This window comes from Streptomyces sp. NPDC047028, from assembly GCF_040644095.1.
In the GTDB taxonomy this organism is placed as follows: Bacteria; Actinomycetota; Actinomycetes; order Streptomycetales; family Streptomycetaceae; genus Streptomyces.
On record NZ_JBEYVS010000004.1, the window covers coordinates 115,010 to 131,304 of the forward strand.

Genomic DNA, 16,295 nt, shown 5'->3' on the forward strand with positions numbered 1-16,295 from the left:
GGCGCGCCCCTTCGTCGTGCTCAAGAGTTCGGCCGGACGCTCCCGTCGCGGCGCTCGCGGTAGGACTGCCTTGTGCCCGTCTTGTTCTCCCAGCCAGTCAGGCACTCGGGGCAGACGTCCGAGTTTCGGTTGCTGAGGGGGCGCCCGGTCGCCTTGCTCAAGAGGGCAGGAAATCGCCAGCCCTTGCCGTAACCGACGCCTCGGGCATCCATGGCGCTGGCGAAGTGCTCGCCGTCGTTGAGCTGCTTGCCGCAGCCGTCGCACTGGAGCTTGACGGAGTAGATCGAGATCGTGGCCATATTCAGTTCCCCTCCGCCAGCTCATCAAGGTGCTGCGCGCGGACCAAGTTGTGCCGGGCGTCCACGCTGTGCTGGTTGGTCATCGGTTCCTCGCGATCTCGCAGCGTCCGGTCTCGGTGTGCATCTCGGCGCAGGCAGGCCCGCAGCGCTGCGCCAGCTCGGCCGTCCACGCGGCGATCCCGGCGTACTTGTCCTCGGTGGTGTGGCCGTCCCACTGCGCGCGCGGGTCGGTGACGTCGACGCGTTCGACGTGGGTGAAGAGGTCGGCGTCGCGCGGGCTGATGTGCCAGCTGGCCTGGTGGCCGCCGAGGTGGAGGTAGACGATCTGCCAACCGGGCTCGTCGACGTCCGGCGCCGGCGCGGTGACGGCCCCGTCGGTCATCGCGGCCAGGAGGGCGACGAGGTGGGCGCGCTCGCGGTAGGCACGGTCGCGCTCGGCCTCCACCGCCTTGATCTTCTTGGCGAGGTGTTCGCCGACGCGCGAGGCAGTCGCGTTCACGGCGCTCTGGGTGCGGCGGTTGGGGCGCTGAGGCATGGTCACTTCTCCGTGGTCTGGTCGGCGGGCTGGATGGCGTTGTGGAGTTCGGCGAGGTGCTCGTCCCACCAGCGGAGGTAGCGGGACATGGACGTGCCGAGCGGGGGCCCGCCTGCCTGCTTCCACCGCTCGTAGAGGTCGATGACGCGGGTCACGGTGTCCTCGGCGGACCGGTAGAGCGCGGCCGCCGCCCGGCTGTGCGGCAGCACGACCGACAGGGCGGCGTCGGCGGCTTCGTAGGCTGCGGCCTTGGGCCACATGGGCAGGTTGTTGCGGGCGATGGCGTCGGCGATCTGCTCGCGTAGGGCGGAGGGCTCGCCCTCGGTCGCTTCCGCGCTGAGCTCGCTGAGGGCAGCGACGACGTTCACGGCGAGTTCGTGGCGGCCGAGGTCGTAGTCGCTGATGCCGGCGGAGGTGGGGTGCGCGAGTCCCCTGACGAGGCCGAGCACGCGCATGATGGCGGCTTCGGCGCGGTGTCGGGCGTTGCCGACGGTCTTCAGCTCGCGCTCGCGCTGCTTGGCGATGGCCTGCCAGTCGACGGGTGCGCCCTGCTCGGGCTCGGTCGTCGGGTTCACGTCGACGAGTTCGAACCGGATCGGCCAGCCCAGGATGCGTAGTGCGCGCTGCACGGCGCTGAACGGCTGGTCGGCAATGTGTTGCGCGAGGGCTTCACCGAGGTCGGGCTTGGGCTTGCTCACTTGTTCCTCCGTGCTGCGCGCGCGAGGGCGCGCCGTGTGGCTCGGTTCGGTCGGGGGTCGGGTGCGTCGTCGTCCACCAGCTGCTCGACGCGGACGAGTTCGGTGTGCCAGGTGCGGCCCGGGGCGGGCGTGTGCTCGCCCCGGGGCGCCGACGACGGGCCGGTCACGCTGCCTCGTCGTAGTCGCGGCTCGCGCGGGCCAGGCGCCGCGCCTCACGCCTGCTGCGGGCCCACGACGGGCCGCTGGTGACTCGCCAGATGGTGCGTACGGCGTAGGCGCCGGTGGCGAGTGCGGTGAGGAGGCACATGGTGGCGACGACGGCGAGGACGACGAGCCAGGCGACCATCCAGCGGCCGAGGCTGATGAGGGTGTCGATGGCTTCGAAGATGATCACGGGCGGGCTCCGGGTTCGTTGACCAGGCGCAGCAGCACAGCGGCGTGGCAGTGGTCGGGCTGCCCGGGCTCGGGGTACGGGCACCAGCACGTGAGGTCGCGGCCCTGGAGGAGCGCGCGGAAGAGGAGCAGGGTGTCTGCCTGCTCGGGCTCGCAGATCCACCGGGCGTAGCGGTCGGTGGCGTCCACGCGCGCATCGGCGATGTCGTCCCAGCGCCCGAGCTTGCGGCCCTTGTACTCGACAGCCCACATGTCCAGGAGGCCGCCCCGCTGGGACGCGGCCGGGGCGAGCATGAACGGGTTGCCGAAGCGGGTGGGCCGTCCCACGTAGACGGCTTGCTCGGGGGCGCGCCAGCCCTTGGTGCGGCGGCGCTGGAGGCGGCGGGGCTCGGTGTCGAGGGCGGCGGCCAGGGCCGGGAGGTCGGCGGGCCGCTCGAGGACGGTGCTCGCCGCGTCAGGCTCCCGGCACTGCGCCATGCTGCACGTGACGTAGCCGCCGTGGCCGAGGAACAGGCTGGCGTGTCCGCAGGCGGGGCACTGGCCCTTGACGAGGGGCAGGCCGGCGGCGAGCGGAGCGGTGGAGGCGGGCTGTGGCTGCGCCTCGTCGGCGATGCGGCGCAGCTTCTGCAGGGCGGCCTGGTCCTCGTCGGTGAAGCCGTCACCGAGCGACATCTCCTCGGCGGCCTGGTCGAGGGCGAAGGTGAGGAACTTCCGGTCGGCGTCGGTCAGCACCGGGGCTGGGCCGGCGGGCTCGGGCAGTACGGCGTCAGCGCGAGCCACGGCGGCAGCGAACGCCGCGATGGTCCGCGGGTCGTCATACACCCGCTGCGGCATGGACGCGTCGTCACGGGCGCAGCGCTCCCAGAGGGTGAGCGCGAGGACCTCCATCAGCGGGTCGCCGTCCACCCAGGCCGCGTTGTCGAGGTGCGGCTTGACGGCGGCCCGGAGCGCCAGGCGCGCCTTGAAGTCTGCGACGGCCTTCCGGTCGCCGGCCGTGAGTCGGACGTTCGGGTTGTTGCCGCAGCGAGGGCTGACCGGCTGTTCGGGCATGGTGTGGCTCCTGTGGTGGATGTGGTGTGATGGGCCCGGCGGCCGCCCGCACTTCGACTGCGGGCGGCTGTTGCGTGTCGTCATCCGGCCTGCCGCTGCGAGGCGCGCCACGCCTCGAGGACCCGCTTGGGGATCTGACCGACCCGCGGGCAATCCACGCCGTTCGCGTCCGCCCACGCCCGCACGGTGCGGGTGTCGTAGTCGCGGACGTAGGCGCCGGGCCGCTTCTTCCGGGGCTTGGCCGGCGTCAGTTCGTCCTTGCGGGCCCGGATCTCCGCCAGCTGCTCCTCCTCGCTCGCGAGCGCTGTCAACTCGCGGTCGGAGGCGTACCGGGCGCGCAGGCCGACGAGAGCAGCACGGGCGCGCGCGGCCTGCGCCTGCACCTCCTGGTCGTCGTGCTGGTCACCCCAGGCGAGGAGCCGGCCGACGGGCAGTTTCTCCGGGTCGGCGTCGGCGGCCGGCGGGCGTAGGGAGACAGCGGCTGGCAGGGCCGGGGAGGTCGTGAGGATCGGGGCGGGTGCGGTGGTCATGGGTTCGGGTGTCCCTTCGAGGTCGGGGAGGTTGAGCCGCCACTGTCGGGCGGCTTCGGGGCCGCCCTGGTGGTCGATCTCGTCGAGGAGGTTGAGGAGGGCGGCGATGGTCATCGGCGGGGCTTCAATTCGCGTGGGGCCGGGTGGAACCGAGTTGGCGGTGAGGCGGCTGACTGCGGCTGCTCAGGTGTCGTTGGCTGCGGGGCGTGGCTTGCCGCAGCAGGCTTCTCGGTCGGCGTAGTTGTCGGTTCGGCAGGTGGGGCAGGTCCAGAGGAATCCGGCGCGGCGGCCGACGCGGAGCAGGGCGTTCATCTCTCCGCTGGTCTCGGCGGCTCCGAGGAGCAGGGTGATGGCTCGGGCGCGGGTCTCGGGGTCGGTGGTCACGCGCTGTGCCTTTCGGGGTTGGTGGTGTCGGTGGGGTGTTCGGGTCGGTCGGGGTGGCTGCCGGTTTCGGGGTCGCAGGCGAGGTGGGTGTCGTATCCGCGGTCGGCTCGGTAGCCGGTGATGGGGGTGTGGCAGACGGTGCAGAGCGGGCCGTCTGTGGCGGGCGGTCCGTCCCCCTGTCCCCCCTCTAGAGAGGGGGACAGTGGGACAGGTCGGGGCACTGCCTGACCCGAGCTGTCCTCAACCTGTCCGGGACAGGTCTGACCTGCGGTTTCGCCTGACCCTGTCCTGATCTTGGGGTCAGGTTTGATTTCTGGATCTGACCCAGGGGTGGGGTCAGGTTCTCCGGGGGTGTCCTGTCCCGTGTTGTCCGGGTTTGCCGCCTGGTGTGGTTGTCGGGATCCGGTGTCAACAAGAGGAGCCTGAGAAAATTGCAGGTCAGACCTGACCTCGGCCTGACCCCGGGTCTTCCTGATCCTGGCAACGTCAGCAAGGAGATCGGTTCGGGCGGCGATCCTCAGCCGCTGGCACTCCGTGCGCAGACGGTCCCGGCCGTGCCCCGAGGGGACGCCGGCCGCATCGAGCTGCGCGGCGATCCACTCGGCGGTGCCGACGACGGCGGCCGGGTCGACCTGATCGAGGGACTCCAGGACGACGGAGGTGACGGGCCGCCCGTCGGGCTTGTACTCGCCGTCGAGGGTGACGACCTTCAGCCCGAACTGGATGTCGCCGCCCTGCTCGTCGTCTTTCTGCTTGCCGACCTTGACGGTGACGATGGTGTTGCGGGCGTCGTCGCCCTTCTTCGACACGTGCAGCTCGGACTGCAGGGCACCCTTGGCGCTGGAGGCGCCGCGGCCGTGTTCGCCGACGTGCCCGGTGTGGTGGATGACGAGGACGCAGGCGCCGGTGGCGCGCCGCAGGTCTTCCATCCGTTCGATGACGACACCGACTTCGGTGTTGGAGTTCTCTTCGACGCCGACGGACACGCGGGCCTGCGTGTCGATGACGATCATGTCCGGGGCCAGGCGGCGCATCGCCTCGATGAGGGTTTCCCACTCGGGGCTCATGGCCTGGACGGGCCGGGGCAGGAACAGCACGTTGTCCATGCGCATGCCGTAGTGCTGCTCCCAGGCGCGGACGCGTTTGCGGATGCCGCGGGAGCCCTCGGCGACGAGGTAGACGACGGTGCCCTGGCGGACGTACTGGCCGTGCCAGCGGCGGCCGGTGCCGATGTGCGCGGCGATGTCGATGGTGACGAAGCTCTTCATGTGCCCGGACGGGCCGATGATCCGGGCGAGGGAGTCCAGGTGGAGGAGGTCGCCGAGGAGAGGCTCCAGGGCGGTCATGTCGTCGAGTGCGTTGGTGTCGAGGAGTTCAGCGAGGAGGGCATCGGCGGGGTCGCCGGAGCGGCCGGCGGCGCGTTCCTTCTGACGCTTGAGGTAGTCGTCGATGAAGGTGACGGCCGTGCCGGGCTGGGCGTCGGGTTCGGTGGCGCGCTGGACGATGCGCCGGCCGAGGTCTGCTTCTGCCCGGAGATCGGCGCGGCGGCGGACCTCGTCGGCGTAGTACTCGGGGTCGCCGCCATAGTCGCCGAGCTGTGCGATGTAGCTGATGCCGCCTGCCCGGCGGAGTTCCTGGCGCTTCTCCAGCTCGATCCGCAGTGTGATCGGGTTGACGGGCTGGCCTTCGTCGTGGAGGTAGTTGAGGACGTCCCAGACGAGTTCGTGTGCGGGGAGCGCGAAGTCGCTGCGGGTGATGATGTGGCGTACGGCGGGGATCTGCTTGGGCTGGTGCATGCAGCCGCTGAGGACGAACCGTTCGGCGTCGTGCTGGTCGGGGCCGTCATTGTCCGCCGTCTGGTGCGGGAGGGGGCGGACGTTGTCCACGGGGCGGTCTCCTCAGAAGATCGTGGCGGGCTCGGCGGGCGGGCACTGGTGGTCCAGCAGGTGCTGGTGCGGGCAGTCGGGCGGGTGGCCGCGGGCGGTCCAGCGGAGCCGGAGCGGCCGGTAGGACTGGCGGGGCAGGCACCAGACGAGCCGGTTCGGTTCGGCGTCGGCGGCCGTCGTGTCGTACGGCCTGGTCTCGCCCGGAGGCGGGAGGTCCACGCGGGCGCGGAGGGCGGCGGTGTGACCGACCCACTGGGCGAGGGTGTGGGCGCCGCAGGCGGGGCAGCGGGAGTCGTCGTTGCCCCGCCCGCGGGCCCGGCTCATCAGGCCGACGTCCCGTTCATGACCGGGGTGTCGATCTGCTCTCCGATCGCCTTGACCACGTCAGCGAACGCGGTCTTGCGGATCTCGTCGGGGCGCTCCAGCTTGTAGCCGAGGCGGAGACCGTTCTGCCCGATCCGGTAGCGGAGGCGGGCGGTGAGCTTGTAACCCTCGCTGCCCTCGAACGGGACCAGGCCGATCGTGAACGTCTCGGGGACGGTGAGCTGCCCCTTCTGCCCGGCCTTCGTGGTGGCGGTCTCGACGTACTGGAACTGTCGCTGGCCGCTGCTCAGCCGGGTGGCGGACTGGAAGTCGACCTTCTGCGCGGCCTGGAAGGACTGGGCGATCTCCAGCATGTCCGCGGCGGACGGCTCCAGGAGCTCGGGCAGGTGGTCCTGGAGGAACTCGGCGAACGTCTCCTGGTCGAGGAGTTGACCGTCGTTGCGGTTCCACTGCTGCCAGGCTGCGGTCTCGCGGAGGGCGAGGTGGAGCCGGTGGCCGGCCCAGCGGGCGCCGTCGGCGGTGTGCGCGTCGAGAACGGCGGTGACGGTGAGGCGTTCGGCGTCGGCGTACACCTCGGTGTCGTCGTCGGCGTGCTTGCTGTAGTAGGCGTGGAAGGAGACGGCGTCGCGGACGGTGGTGGTGCCGGCCTTCCGCGGGGGCACGCCGGTGTGCTCGGGTCCGGTGAGGTCGACCTTGTGGAGGCCGCCGCCGGGGGTGACGAAGGCGTAGTACTTGCCGAGCTGGAGTTCGGCCGGGTCGGCGCTGGCGAGGGCGGTGTCGACGATGGTCTGGGTGTTGTCGGTCATGGTGGTCAGGCGTCCTTGAAGGTGTTGGTGGCGGGGGCGGTGCGGAAGTCCAGGGCGATCTGCCTGGGGTCGTTCCGGGTGGGGTTGCCGTCGTCGTCGACGAAGTAGATGGCCGCTGGCGGGGTGCTCTTGGGGGCCTTGAGGTCGGACTCGACGGAGATCGCCAACGGGTCGCCTTCGACGTGGCCCTTGGACGGCTCGACGAGGACCTTGATGACCAGGGAGCCCTTCTTGCCGTGGGTGGAGACGGCCTGGAGCAGCTCGTGGAGTTCCTCGCTGAGCGCGGTATGGATGCGGCCGTTGAGGTGGCCGACGAGGAACGCGGCGAACTCGGCCGTCTGGACCTGCGGCTCGGTGTCCTGGGTGGTCATGTGTGGCTGGTGCCTTCCTGTGATGGCTGGTGGGTTAGGCCGCTTGCGCCTGGACGGCGGGACGGCAGGTGTGTGAACTGCGGATGGTGTTGATGAACCGGGCGATGTCGCCGGGCCCGTTGCCGTCGGGGACCTCGACGGTGTGGCAGCGCAGGCACTCGTAGCGGGCGCGCGGGAGCCGCTTCCATCGGTAGCCGCCGTGGCTGGTCTCGCGGCCGTCGCCGAGGTCGACGAACAGGGCTGCGGCGACCACCTGGCGGCTGGTCACGGGCGGGCCTGGCGGCTGCGCATCAGGGTGGTGCGCTCGGCCGGGGTGAGGCCGCCGTAGACGCCGTACCGGGAGCCGTCCTCGGACCGGAGGACTTCGTCGAGGCACTCCTGGCTGACCGGGCAGCGGGCGCAGACCTGCTTGGCCTTGCTGATGCCGGTCTTGGAGTCGGTGAAGAACTGGTCCAGTTGCTGCCCGCGGCAGGCGGCCTTGTTGGCCCAGGCGACGCGGTTGTCGAGGGTGTCGGGGGCGTGGCCGTTCATGCCGCCACCGCCTGCCGGGCCGCCAGCGTGCGGCCGTACTTGCAGGTCTGGCAGTACGCGTGGCCGTCGGCGCCGATCCGGCCGTGTTCGGCCATGCTGTGCCCGGCCTTGCACCGCTCCGGGACCGGGCCGCCGCCGAGGAGGTAGCGCAGCTGCTCCCGGTTGCGGCGGCGGCCGGGCTCGTCCTCGACGTGGTCGGGGGCGATGCAGTGCTTGTGGCCGCAGTCCGCCATGGCGTAGCCCTCGGGGTCGCGGCCGGTGCGGATCCGGAACGCGACGGCGGAGGCGCTGTGGTGCTTGTCCTTGTAGGAGAGGAGCGGGGTGCCGCTGGTCGTGCCGTGTTCGCCGGTCCACTCCATGTGGCCGTCGGCGTCGGCGGGTCCGGCGTACTCGCGCCACTTCTCCTCGAGGGTGCGGACCGTGGCCGGGCGAATGTAGACGGGCAGGTCGAGTTCGTCGCGGATCGCGCGGATCCGGGCGCGGTCGGCGCGGAGTTCGCGGCTGATGCGGTTCACGCTCCAGCCCTGCTGGAGGGCTTTGACGATCTGCTCGCGGGTGGCGTTGATGTTGCTCATCAGACGTTCACCGCCTTCGGGGTGTCTGCGCGCCAGCGGTGCACGGTGCGCTTAGTTACGTGGATGCGGTCGGCGATCTCGGTGGCGCTGGCGTGCTGGCGGGTGAGGACCCAGCAGGCGAGGCGGGCCTCGTCGCGGGTGAGTTCCGGGAAGGGCGGCTGGCCGAGGACGACCCGGCGTACGGCCTCCTCGTCGACGCCGGGGTGCCGGGGCCGGCGGGCGCGCGGCATGTAGTGCGGGCGGACGAGGCGCTCAAGACGACGGGCGGCACCGCGGTAGGTGCGGGCCTGGTTGGCGTGTTCCTCGTCGGCGGCGACCTGGCGGAGGGCGGCGGCGAGACGGCGGGCCGCGGTCTGGCTGGTGACGCGGATGGTGATCTCGATCATCGGGGGATCACCGCCGCGCGGTCGGGCCAGCGCACGGAGTCCAGCGCCCGCCGGTGGGTGTCCGGTACGACGGCCAGGGGCCAGCCGAGCCAGTGCAGGCCCATCGCGAGGAGGATGTAGGCGTCGGCCTCGTCGTACTTCGCCGGGCCCTCCGTGACGATGCCGTACGTGTCGGCGACGGCCTGCCGTACGACCGCCTTCAGCGGTTCGCCCTTCAGCCGCTGCCCGGTGTCCGGGTCCTTCGGGGCGGCGGTGCCGACGGCGTAGATGATCCGGTGGTCGGGGTTGACGACGACGTAGGGGATACGCCGCTTCCACAGGTCGTGGCGGACCATCCACCGCATCGCGGACAGGGCGTCGGCCCCATGGTTGTTCTTGGAGAACGCGGGGCCCTCGATGACGACGAACGCGGCGTGCCGGGTGTGGTCGGCGATCCCGGCGAGCTGCTGCTCGAACCGGGAGTGCTGGCCGCTGCCCTTGGCCTTGACGTAGTCGGTCCAGCCCTCTCCGGCGATGCCGGTGATGCCCATGGCGACGTCCAGGCCGATCACCTTGGGGAGGTTGGCGGGCCGGGGCCCGGCCGCCGCGGGGGCGGCCGGTGCCTCGGTGTCGAACAGGGTCGCGGTGCTCACCGGACGCCCCCCGCCTGCTGCCCGCCGGTGAGGGCGGTACGGCAGTCGAGGCACACGGTGCCGGTGGCGAGCTGCACATGGAGCGTGCGGCGGTGCTCGGCCAGGCACCATGCCTCGAACTGGTTGAGGGCCTCGACGGGCCGGACCATGCCCGCGCGGTGCTGGCCGACGGTGGGCGCCGGCCGGAAGTACCAGCGGGCGGCGCCGGTGGCGAGGATGAGCGCGGCCATGAGGACGGCGGCGCCGATCGTTACCTCGGGGATCACGCCAGGGCCTCCCATCGCTGGCAGGTGCACCGCTGGTTGGCGGCCGTGAGTTCGGCGAGCCGCTGCTCCAGGGCGCGCGCGCACGCCTGCGCCCGCGCCAGCTCCTCGGACGGCTTGCTGATGTGGACGCGGCCGCCCTCGATGAGCCGGGGGGCGTCCTCGGCGTCGATGACCTGCCGGGCCGCGGTCGTGGCGGCGGTCTTGTAGGCGTCGCGCTCGTATCGGGCCCGGCTGACGATGGGGTTCACAGGAGTCCCTCCCGCTCTGCCGCGTCGGCGAGTGCGTCGGCTGCGGCGTAGTCGTCCTTGAGGTCGATGCCGGCCTGCTGGAGTTCGAAGGCGAGGTCGGCGAGGGAGTAGTCGTCGCCGTGTTGGTTGGCGATGACGAGGCGGGCGATGGTGGTGCGCAGGGTGGTGCGCTCGGTCTCGGCGAGGAGGAGCCGCTTGACGACCGTGGGGACAACGAGCCGGAAGTAGCGGACCTCGTCGCGGGGTTCGGTCCGGCGGTGCCAGGTGAGCAGGTCGCGGACGGCGTCGGGGCTGGCCGGGTTGGCGGGGCCGAGTGTGGTGCGGAGCTCGGCGAGCTGGGCGCGGGTCATGGTGTTCACGTGTCACCCCCGGCGCGCTGGGCGGGGATCAGCGGCCACGAGCCGTCGATCACCTTGTTCGGGTCGCCGCCCTGCTCCGGCGTGGCCCGGGTGCGGAACCACTGCTGCAGGCTGGCCTGCTGCTCGGCCCGCCACGCCTGCTGAGCGGTGAACAGCTCGGCCGGGCCCATGCCGTTGAGCCTCGGGAACCGCTCGAACTGGGCCTCGGCGATCAGCAGTGCGGCCAGGGCGTCGGCCTCGGCGGTGTGCCAGTCGGTCAGCTCGACGCCGTACCGCTCCGCGGTGGGCTTCAGCTTGCGCTGCCCGGAGCCCTTCACGTACCGGTCGCACTGCTTGTCGATGACGATGGGGTCGATCAGCGTCAGGGGGTGCAGGCCTACGCGTTCCTCGACGGTCGGCAGGCCGTGGCGTACGAGGTCGTGGTGGAGGATCGACCAGTCGAAGCTGTGGTTGAACGCGATCAGCGGCATGCCCCACTGGATGGCGCGCACGAGGTTCGTGGCGATCTCGTCCAGCGCCGTCTCTGGGTCCTGGCCTTCGGCCTGGACCCGGGCGTCGTCGATGCCGTGGACCTCGGTCGCCTCGGCCGGGATCGGGACGCCGGGGTTGATCAGCCAGGAGAAGACGCGGTCCTCGCGGCCGCCGCCGCGCACGATGAACGCGGCGGTGACGATGCGGTCCTCGAGCGGGTTCGGGCCCGTGGTCTCGGTGTCCCAGGCGGCCTTGCGGACGTCGGCGAAGGTGCTCACTCGGCACCCCCGGCGGCGCGCTCCTTGCCGATGCGGACGACCATCGCGCCGATCTGCTCCTCGTCGCCGACCTCGTTCGTGACGAGCGCCCCCAACTGCCGGGTGGTGCCCAGCTCGTGGTGGATCTGCCGCAGCCGTCCCGCGCTCGTGCTCGGGTTGCAGATCTCGTCCAGGTAGCTCGCCGCCGGCCGGACCGGGGACTCGGCCCGCTCGAAGTGCACGGCGTCCGCGTCCCGGTCCTCGGTGGGCACGAGCCCGTTATTGATCAGGAGCGTTCGCAGCGCGATGCTCTGCGCCTTGGGCGTGGACCGGCCGCCGGAGTCCGAGGCCTCGCCCGCGGCCTGCGAGTCGAAGTACGAGCCGTCGGGGCCGTAGATCCGGAAGGTGACCAGCGCGGTGCACTCCCGCATCCGGCCACCCGAACTGGTGGAGATGTCGCGGTACTCGGTGGCGACCTTGTGCTGGATGACGAGCACGCCGTGCTTGCGGCAGGCGGGCCCGAAGGCGTTCAGCGCGGTCTCGATGCCCCGGAAGTTGAACCGGCCGGCCCGGCCGCCGTCGAACCGCTCGTTCTTGGCGATGGAGCGGACCTCGCCCATCACCCGGGACCAGGCGATGACCGCGCTGGCCGATTCGGCGTCCTTCGAGAGGTCGCCGAGGTCCGGCTCGGTCAGGTTCGGTGCCTCACGGACCTCGGTGGTCGGCTCGCTGTCGGACAGCGTCCGGCCGGCCGCAGCGGCCGCGTTCTCACGCAGACCCATGTCAGATGCCCCCCTTGAAGGCCTTGGAGATGTCGAGACGCTCGGTCGGATTGGCCTGCACGCAGGCCTCGTAGGCGTCGGGCCAGCGCTCGGCGAGCTGCTCCAGGTCGACGCGCGGGGCGGCGTTCGTGGGCTCCAGGGAGTAGGCGCGCTCGCCGCCGAGCCGGGCCTGCTGCGCGTCGCCGAGGGCGGCGATCATGCGGGCCTTCGCGGCGGCCTTCGCCTTCTTCGCGGCCGACTCCTCGCGCTGGTGCCGGTTGTAGGCGAGGAGCGCGTCCAGGGCGTCGGCGTGCATGTCGACGTCGACCGCGCCGGACCGGGTGGGGTGCAGGCGGCGGAACATCTTCGCGACTGCCTCACCGTCGCCGGTCGGCTCCGGCGGGACCTGCGCCTGGACGTGCTCGGTCCAGAACCGGTCCATGGCCGTGGTGATGTCGTCGATGACGTCCGCGTACTGGTCGGCGCGGACAGTGCCCTGGTGGTACTCGTTGCCGCCGATCAGGACGGCGAAGTGCATGTGCTCGTAGCCGTTGACGACGATCTGCCAGAGCATCTGGGCGAGGACGTCGTCCGGGGCGCCTGCATGCCACTGCGCGTTCTTGAAGGCGGAGCGGGTCTTGACCTCGAGGGCGCACGGTGTGCGGTCCTCGGTGATCGGGCATTCGGTGACGCGCCGGTCAAGGGTCGTCATCCAGTGCGGGTGGTCCTCGTGGGAGACGAGTCCGACGCGGCGGATGACGGACCGGTTGCGCATGGCCCAGTGGCGGGCGACGGGCTCTTCGTGGACGGTGCCCCAGAACGCGGCTTCGCCTGCGTCGTCGATGTCGTGGCCGGTCTTGTCGTAGTAGACGGCGAGGGGCGGCTTCTTGTCGACGAGGCCGAGGATGGCGGGGACGTCGGAGGAGCCGATGCCGCCTCGGCGGGCGGTGAGCCAGTCGGCGCGGTCGGCGTCGGCGGGGAGGATGAGTCGGCCGGTGGGTGTGACCCGGCGGCCGGCGGCCGGGGCCGCAGCCCCGGCGCGCGCGGTGGCGGTCGTCATCAGGCAGCCACCTCCGTCATGCAGTGGCGCTCCCACGGCCGCGCGAAGGTGTCGAGTGAGGCGTCCGGCGTCGTCATGCCGAGCCGCTTTCCGCACTGGCACGACGCGTGGAGCTCGCAGTCCCCGTACTCGATGACGAGGGCGTGGCCGCCGGCGAGGGTCTCGCGGAAGTCGGGGTCGGGGTTGGGGTCGCGGGGTTCCTTGTCGGCGCGGGCCAGCAGGTCGCGGGCTCCGGTCTCGTCGTATCCGGCGCGCTGGAGAGCGGCGAGGATCTCGGTGCGGGCGCTCACGGGCGGCCGTCCTTCCGGGAGTTCGGGGTGTCGGTGAGGCGGTGGATGGCGTAGCCGCCGGCGATGACGGCCGCGCTGGCGACGGCGGCCCAGACGGCCCACCGGGCGGTGCCGTCGAAGAATGCGGAGGCCGCGAAGGCGATGGCGGCGGCGAGGGCGCCGGACGTCACGAACAGGACGGGCAGCAGCAGGCAATGCAAGGGCCAGCGGCGGTCACCGGCGGCGGGAGTGGCGTCGGCCCCGGTGGGGCCGCTCTTCTCCTCGGCCTGGTCGCGGGCAGCCGCGTCGTCGTGGGCGTGTTCCCACAAGAGCCGGCGGACCTCGTCCATGTCGGCGGTGCCGGGGCCGGTGACGGTGTGCAGGGTGCGCACGAGGCCGCGGAGCATGGCCAGTTCGCCGTCGTACGTCTGGCCGTCCTCGGCGAGGATTTCGGCGCGGTGGGCGTCGAGCTTGGCGACGGCCATGCGGCGGTTGCCGTCCTCCTGGACCTTGCCGACCATCGCGTACAGGTACAGGTCGTCGCGGGCGCTCACTGGTCACCGCCCGACCGCTGCGAGGGCAGCCACACCGACTCCGACGCGCTGTGCGCCTCGTCCTCGACGAACAGCACCGCCCACGCGATCAACGCCACGGCCGAGGCGAACACGAGCGCCGTGAGAAGCCACATCACGAGACACCGCCCGTCGGCAGGACCCGGGAACCGTGGGGCAGAGGGTCCTCGCGCAGGGCCTGCGTCGGCGCCAGCATGCGGGTCAGCCGGTCGACGGCGGCCTCGGCCCCGGGCGTCAGCGCGAACGAGATCGGGTCCTCGTCGACGGGCCGCTCGTACTCGGCGAGCCGGGCCTCCAGCTCGGCGATCTGGTCCCGGTTCGCGCGCAGCTGCTTCGCCGCGTCGGACAGTGCCTCATTGGTGGTGTGCCGCTCCACCAGCAGCTCGGCAACCTGCTTGCGCAGCTGCTCCAGCTCGGCGGCGGTCTCCGGGGACTGCAGCAGCTGCGCCGACTCCAGCGCGAACGCGGCCTGCGACGCCAGGTCGTACGACGGACCGTTCTCCCACGCCGCGTCGATGACCTTCTTCGCCGTCATGGCGAGGGACGAGATGCTCACGCCGCCACCGCCGCAACGATGTAGCCCAGTACGACCTCACCGGCGGGGACCGGAGCGGAGACCCGGATGGGGACCGACGAACCGTCCGCGCGCTCTGGGGACGAGGTGAGCAGCGTCCACAACTCGACGCCGTCACCGGCGGGGTGGACGTGGACCCTGCCGCCACGGGCGGTGAGCCACGCGCCCAGGTCGTCGACGTCGGCGACGCTGACGTACACGGCGTCAGGCCGGGCGGTCACGGACGGGGCGGGCAGGGCGAGGTAGTCAAGCATCACCTCGACGGCGATGCGGTTGTCGCTGGTCTGCGCCAGCTCGCTGACCGGAGGGACGGTAGTCTCGGTGGTCACGGTGACCTCTGCTTTCTCTGGTGTGTTGAGGCGCCGAGTCGGGGGTCGTCGGGTCGCATCCGGCGGCCCTTCGGCGTGCTCAGGGGGGTGTCAGGCGGTGGCGGCGAGCTGCTCGTCCTGCGTGGCCATCCAGGTCTTGACCTCGTTGAGGTCGAAGCGGCGGCCGCGGGCGCCGAAGGGCTCGACGGGCATCCCGGCCTTGATCCACTGGAGGACCGTGAAGTCGGAGACGCCGTAGTACGTCTCCAGCTCCTTCTGGCTCAGCAGGGGGATGAGGCCGCCCGGGAGGGCGACGCGACGGTCACTCTTCGTCGGCATCGGGGGTTGACCTTTCGATAATCGAAGTCGAAGGTGTGGGCATGGCAAAGAGGTCCTGGAGGGGGGCGCTCGTCTCCTGGTGGAGCGCGTCGGCGACGAGCCAGGCCGTCTTCAGCTCGCACGTGGTGCGGGCCGTCTTGCCCTGCCCCGCGAGCCGGCCGACGGTCGCCGCCGAGACTCCCTTCCCGGCCGGGTCCACCTGCCGCGTCGCCTTGGCGAGTGCGGGGATGGAGAGGCCGGCGCGGGCCATGGCGTCTCTGAGCGGGCGTCCGTCGTCCTTGCGGTGCAGTTTGGGCATGAATGGACCTCTGCCGTTGTGGCTGGATCGCCTCGGCTGAGGCGTCTTCGATATTTCTACTTTCGAAATCGAAGTTCGTCAACCAGTCTCGCCGAGATTCGCCGTGTTCTGCCGAGGGTGTCGCGCGGGTCGAATGGATGTTCTACTTTGGCGGCATATGCCTTGCACAACGGCGCGTAATGGGGAGGTCGCGCGCCGCCAAGTTCTCGCCATGCCTTCTACTTTCGCTTGCGAAAAGTAGAAGGTCCGGGCACGCTTGCCTGCGTGGAGACACCCGACCGAACTGAGCCCAGCGAGACCTTCGCGCAGGTTCTCGCCGCGCTCAAGGACGAGTACCGCGGCATCAGCGACAGCGAGATCTCGCGACGCATCGGCTCCCACGTGTCCACGGTGAACAACTGGGCCAACGGCAAAGCCATCCCCAGGCGCGATGCCATCCGCCGGCTCGCAGAAGAGTTCCCCCGCTTCCCTGAGACGCGGCTCTTCGCGGCCACCGGGAAGAAGACGCCTCCCCCGCTCCAGGCCGGCGAGCGTGAAGCGCTCCTCGAGGTCTTCGACCGCCTCACCGAGGAGCAGCGGCAGATGCTGTACATCCAGGCCACGGCCGTCGCGGAGAGCAACGACCAGTAGGCTCCGGCGGCGCGTCGGGAAGTCGCGTGCAACCCTTCCGGGGTGCCGCGAGTCTCAGCTAAACGGACTTCATTACTCCCCGTCAGGTGCCGTTCACAAATGCTGCACAGAGTGGTCGCATATTCACCCAACAGGGGGTAGGTTCGACCGCACTGCCGATGTTCTCCCCCATCGGTGGCGCCAGTCACACGCGTCAACCACCGGGGGAGTGCGCCCATGTGTATCCGCGTCAAGTACGCACCGCGCCACACGATCAGCGACCCGTGGGACCACGAGCACAACCTGGTCATCATCCCCGACGAGCTGCGCGCGACCACGATGTACACGACGCGTGCCCTGCGGGCGGTCCTTCGCCAACTCGGCATCGCCCAGCCGCCCTTCGGTGCAGTCTGCTGGTGCGGGGAGAGCATCAGCCTGCTCCCCGCGATCCCGACTCAGCGAAGGAGCAACGAGGTGATCCACCTTGGCGCATGAAGTGAAGGC

At 71.1% G+C, this 16,295-nt stretch carries 32 protein-coding genes; 2 read left to right on the forward strand and 30 right to left on the reverse strand.

The window, feature by feature from the left end:
* Positions 1-20: 20 nt before the first annotated feature.
* From ABZ854_RS05560 to ABZ854_RS05705, 30 genes are all read right to left on the reverse strand, one after another.
* A complete protein-coding gene (locus ABZ854_RS05560) occupies positions 21-299 on the reverse strand; it encodes a hypothetical protein (protein ID WP_361204684.1) in 279 nt (92 codons plus the stop codon).
* A 79-nt stretch (positions 300-378) separates the two neighbouring features.
* A complete protein-coding gene (locus ABZ854_RS05565) occupies positions 379-834 on the reverse strand; it encodes a hypothetical protein (protein WP_361204687.1) in 456 nt (151 codons plus the stop codon).
* A gap of 2 nt (positions 835-836) precedes the next feature.
* Complete coding sequence (locus ABZ854_RS05570) at positions 837-1,532, reverse strand: hypothetical protein (RefSeq protein WP_361204690.1); 696 nt, start codon at positions 1,530-1,532, stop codon at positions 837-839.
* Positions 1,529-1,699 carry a hypothetical protein gene (locus ABZ854_RS05575; protein WP_361204694.1) on the reverse strand — a complete coding sequence of 57 codons (171 nt, stop codon included), beginning with the start codon at positions 1,697-1,699 and terminating at the stop codon, positions 1,529-1,531. Before ABZ854_RS05575 ends, ABZ854_RS05570 begins: the two co-directional genes overlap by 4 nt.
* Complete coding sequence (locus tag ABZ854_RS05580; RefSeq protein ID WP_361204697.1) at positions 1,696-1,926, reverse strand: hypothetical protein; 231 nt, start codon at positions 1,924-1,926, stop codon at positions 1,696-1,698. Before ABZ854_RS05580 ends, ABZ854_RS05575 begins: the two co-directional genes overlap by 4 nt.
* Positions 1,923-2,975, reverse strand: coding sequence for a DUF4326 domain-containing protein (locus tag ABZ854_RS05585; protein ID WP_361204700.1), 1,053 nt, complete (start codon positions 2,973-2,975; stop codon positions 1,923-1,925). Before ABZ854_RS05585 ends, ABZ854_RS05580 begins: the two co-directional genes overlap by 4 nt.
* An 80-nt stretch (positions 2,976-3,055) precedes the next feature.
* Entirely contained in the window at positions 3,056-3,619 is a 564-nt protein-coding gene (locus tag ABZ854_RS05590; protein WP_361204703.1) for a hypothetical protein, read from the reverse strand.
* Positions 3,620-3,688: 69 nt separating this feature from the next.
* Entirely contained in the window at positions 3,689-3,889 is a 201-nt protein-coding gene (locus ABZ854_RS05595; protein ID WP_361204706.1) for a hypothetical protein, read from the reverse strand.
* Entirely contained in the window at positions 3,886-5,775 is a 1,890-nt protein-coding gene (locus tag ABZ854_RS05600; protein ID WP_361204708.1) for an AAA family ATPase, read from the reverse strand. Before ABZ854_RS05600 ends, ABZ854_RS05595 begins: the two co-directional genes overlap by 4 nt.
* A 12-nt stretch (positions 5,776-5,787) precedes the next feature.
* On the reverse strand, positions 5,788-6,099 hold the full coding sequence (locus ABZ854_RS05605) for a hypothetical protein (protein ID WP_361204711.1): 312 nt from the start codon (positions 6,097-6,099) through the stop codon (positions 5,788-5,790).
* Complete coding sequence (locus ABZ854_RS05610) at positions 6,099-6,905, reverse strand: DUF2303 family protein (protein ID WP_361204714.1); 807 nt, start codon at positions 6,903-6,905, stop codon at positions 6,099-6,101. Before ABZ854_RS05610 ends, ABZ854_RS05605 begins: the two co-directional genes overlap by 1 nt.
* Before the next feature lie 5 nt (positions 6,906-6,910).
* Positions 6,911-7,276 carry a hypothetical protein gene (locus tag ABZ854_RS05615; RefSeq protein WP_361204716.1) on the reverse strand — a complete coding sequence of 122 codons (366 nt, stop codon included), beginning with the start codon at positions 7,274-7,276 and terminating at the stop codon, positions 6,911-6,913.
* Between the two features lie 34 nt (positions 7,277-7,310).
* Positions 7,311-7,544: a hypothetical protein gene (locus ABZ854_RS05620; protein ID WP_361204719.1), complete on the reverse strand. Its 234-nt coding sequence runs from the start codon at positions 7,542-7,544 to the stop codon at positions 7,311-7,313.
* On the reverse strand, positions 7,541-7,807 hold the full coding sequence (locus ABZ854_RS05625) for a WhiB family transcriptional regulator (protein WP_361204722.1): 267 nt from the start codon (positions 7,805-7,807) through the stop codon (positions 7,541-7,543). The genes ABZ854_RS05620 and ABZ854_RS05625 overlap by 4 nt, the downstream gene beginning before the upstream one ends.
* Positions 7,804-8,382, reverse strand: a complete 579-nt coding sequence (locus ABZ854_RS05630) for a hypothetical protein (RefSeq protein WP_361204725.1) — start codon at positions 8,380-8,382, stop codon at positions 7,804-7,806. Before ABZ854_RS05630 ends, ABZ854_RS05625 begins: the two co-directional genes overlap by 4 nt.
* Entirely contained in the window at positions 8,382-8,768 is a 387-nt protein-coding gene (locus ABZ854_RS05635) for a hypothetical protein (RefSeq protein WP_361204728.1), read from the reverse strand. Before ABZ854_RS05635 ends, ABZ854_RS05630 begins: the two co-directional genes overlap by 1 nt.
* A complete protein-coding gene (locus ABZ854_RS05640; RefSeq protein ID WP_361204730.1) occupies positions 8,765-9,400 on the reverse strand; it encodes a hypothetical protein in 636 nt (211 codons plus the stop codon). Before ABZ854_RS05640 ends, ABZ854_RS05635 begins: the two co-directional genes overlap by 4 nt.
* Positions 9,397-9,666: a hypothetical protein gene (locus ABZ854_RS05645; RefSeq protein WP_361204733.1), complete on the reverse strand. Its 270-nt coding sequence runs from the start codon at positions 9,664-9,666 to the stop codon at positions 9,397-9,399. Before ABZ854_RS05645 ends, ABZ854_RS05640 begins: the two co-directional genes overlap by 4 nt.
* Positions 9,663-9,914, reverse strand: coding sequence for a hypothetical protein (locus ABZ854_RS05650; protein WP_361204736.1), 252 nt, complete (start codon positions 9,912-9,914; stop codon positions 9,663-9,665). Before ABZ854_RS05650 ends, ABZ854_RS05645 begins: the two co-directional genes overlap by 4 nt.
* Entirely contained in the window at positions 9,911-10,273 is a 363-nt protein-coding gene (locus ABZ854_RS05655) for a hypothetical protein (RefSeq protein ID WP_361204738.1), read from the reverse strand. Before ABZ854_RS05655 ends, ABZ854_RS05650 begins: the two co-directional genes overlap by 4 nt.
* Complete coding sequence (locus tag ABZ854_RS05660) at positions 10,270-11,022, reverse strand: exonuclease domain-containing protein (protein ID WP_361204741.1); 753 nt, start codon at positions 11,020-11,022, stop codon at positions 10,270-10,272. Before ABZ854_RS05660 ends, ABZ854_RS05655 begins: the two co-directional genes overlap by 4 nt.
* Complete coding sequence (locus tag ABZ854_RS05665) at positions 11,019-11,783, reverse strand: ERF family protein (RefSeq protein WP_361204745.1); 765 nt, start codon at positions 11,781-11,783, stop codon at positions 11,019-11,021. Before ABZ854_RS05665 ends, ABZ854_RS05660 begins: the two co-directional genes overlap by 4 nt.
* Position 11,784: 1 nt before the next feature.
* Entirely contained in the window at positions 11,785-12,822 is a 1,038-nt protein-coding gene (locus ABZ854_RS05670; RefSeq protein WP_361204748.1) for a lambda-exonuclease family protein, read from the reverse strand.
* Positions 12,822-13,112 (reverse strand): hypothetical protein, encoded by a 291-nt coding sequence (locus ABZ854_RS05675; RefSeq protein ID WP_361204751.1) that lies wholly within the window; start codon positions 13,110-13,112, stop codon positions 12,822-12,824. The genes ABZ854_RS05670 and ABZ854_RS05675 overlap by 1 nt, the downstream gene beginning before the upstream one ends.
* Positions 13,109-13,645 carry a hypothetical protein gene (locus ABZ854_RS05680; RefSeq protein WP_361204754.1) on the reverse strand — a complete coding sequence of 179 codons (537 nt, stop codon included), beginning with the start codon at positions 13,643-13,645 and terminating at the stop codon, positions 13,109-13,111. The genes ABZ854_RS05675 and ABZ854_RS05680 overlap by 4 nt, the downstream gene beginning before the upstream one ends.
* On the reverse strand, positions 13,642-13,779 hold the full coding sequence (locus tag ABZ854_RS05685; RefSeq protein WP_361204757.1) for a hypothetical protein: 138 nt from the start codon (positions 13,777-13,779) through the stop codon (positions 13,642-13,644). The genes ABZ854_RS05680 and ABZ854_RS05685 overlap by 4 nt, the downstream gene beginning before the upstream one ends.
* Positions 13,779-14,219, reverse strand: coding sequence for a hypothetical protein (locus ABZ854_RS05690; protein WP_361204760.1), 441 nt, complete (start codon positions 14,217-14,219; stop codon positions 13,779-13,781). The genes ABZ854_RS05685 and ABZ854_RS05690 overlap by 1 nt, the downstream gene beginning before the upstream one ends.
* The gene (locus ABZ854_RS05695; protein ID WP_361204763.1) at positions 14,216-14,566 is read right to left on the reverse strand and encodes a hypothetical protein; all 351 of its coding nucleotides are present in this window, start codon (positions 14,564-14,566) and stop codon (positions 14,216-14,218) included. Before ABZ854_RS05695 ends, ABZ854_RS05690 begins: the two co-directional genes overlap by 4 nt.
* Positions 14,567-14,656: 90 nt before the next feature.
* Complete coding sequence (locus tag ABZ854_RS05700; RefSeq protein ID WP_361204766.1) at positions 14,657-14,884, reverse strand: hypothetical protein; 228 nt, start codon at positions 14,882-14,884, stop codon at positions 14,657-14,659.
* Positions 14,868-15,182 (reverse strand): XRE family transcriptional regulator, encoded by a 315-nt coding sequence (locus ABZ854_RS05705; protein ID WP_361204769.1) that lies wholly within the window; start codon positions 15,180-15,182, stop codon positions 14,868-14,870. Before ABZ854_RS05705 ends, ABZ854_RS05700 begins: the two co-directional genes overlap by 17 nt.
* 264 nt (positions 15,183-15,446) lie before the next feature.
* On the opposite strand from ABZ854_RS05705, the gene ABZ854_RS05710 reads away from it, so the two are divergent.
* A complete protein-coding gene (locus ABZ854_RS05710; protein ID WP_361204771.1) occupies positions 15,447-15,812 on the forward strand; it encodes a helix-turn-helix transcriptional regulator in 366 nt (121 codons plus the stop codon).
* A gap of 216 nt (positions 15,813-16,028) precedes the next feature.
* On the forward strand, positions 16,029-16,286 hold the full coding sequence (locus tag ABZ854_RS05715) for a hypothetical protein (RefSeq protein ID WP_361204774.1): 258 nt from the start codon (positions 16,029-16,031) through the stop codon (positions 16,284-16,286).
* Positions 16,287-16,295 lie beyond the last annotated feature (9 nt).

Coding starts and splice junctions, on each gene's coding strand:
- ABZ854_RS05635 (WP_361204728.1), bottom strand. CDS start 8,768: ATGATCGAGATCACCATCCGCGTCACCAGCCAGACCGCGGCCCGCCGT.
- ABZ854_RS05670 (WP_361204748.1), bottom strand. CDS start 12,822: ATGACGACCGCCACCGCGCGCGCCGGGGCTGCGGCCCCGGCCGCCGGC.
- ABZ854_RS05605 (WP_361204711.1), bottom strand. CDS start 6,099: ATGAGCCGGGCCCGCGGGCGGGGCAACGACGACTCCCGCTGCCCCGCC.
- ABZ854_RS05705 (WP_361204769.1), bottom strand. CDS start 15,182: ATGCCCAAACTGCACCGCAAGGACGACGGACGCCCGCTCAGAGACGCC.
- ABZ854_RS05700 (WP_361204766.1), bottom strand. CDS start 14,884: ATGCCGACGAAGAGTGACCGTCGCGTCGCCCTCCCGGGCGGCCTCATC.
- ABZ854_RS05665 (WP_361204745.1), bottom strand. CDS start 11,783: ATGGGTCTGCGTGAGAACGCGGCCGCTGCGGCCGGCCGGACGCTGTCC.
- ABZ854_RS05615 (WP_361204716.1), bottom strand. CDS start 7,276: ATGACCACCCAGGACACCGAGCCGCAGGTCCAGACGGCCGAGTTCGCC.
- ABZ854_RS05590 (WP_361204703.1), bottom strand. CDS start 3,619: ATGACCATCGCCGCCCTCCTCAACCTCCTCGACGAGATCGACCACCAG.
- ABZ854_RS05625 (WP_361204722.1), bottom strand. CDS start 7,807: ATGAACGGCCACGCCCCCGACACCCTCGACAACCGCGTCGCCTGGGCC.
- ABZ854_RS05585 (WP_361204700.1), bottom strand. CDS start 2,975: ATGCCCGAACAGCCGGTCAGCCCTCGCTGCGGCAACAACCCGAACGTC.
- ABZ854_RS05685 (WP_361204757.1), bottom strand. CDS start 13,779: ATGTGGCTTCTCACGGCGCTCGTGTTCGCCTCGGCCGTGGCGTTGATC.
- ABZ854_RS05610 (WP_361204714.1), bottom strand. CDS start 6,905: ATGACCGACAACACCCAGACCATCGTCGACACCGCCCTCGCCAGCGCC.
- ABZ854_RS05565 (WP_361204687.1), bottom strand. CDS start 834: ATGCCTCAGCGCCCCAACCGCCGCACCCAGAGCGCCGTGAACGCGACT.
- ABZ854_RS05715 (WP_361204774.1), top strand. CDS start 16,029: ATGTGTATCCGCGTCAAGTACGCACCGCGCCACACGATCAGCGACCCG.
- ABZ854_RS05560 (WP_361204684.1), bottom strand. CDS start 299: ATGGCCACGATCTCGATCTACTCCGTCAAGCTCCAGTGCGACGGCTGC.
- ABZ854_RS05630 (WP_361204725.1), bottom strand. CDS start 8,382: ATGAGCAACATCAACGCCACCCGCGAGCAGATCGTCAAAGCCCTCCAG.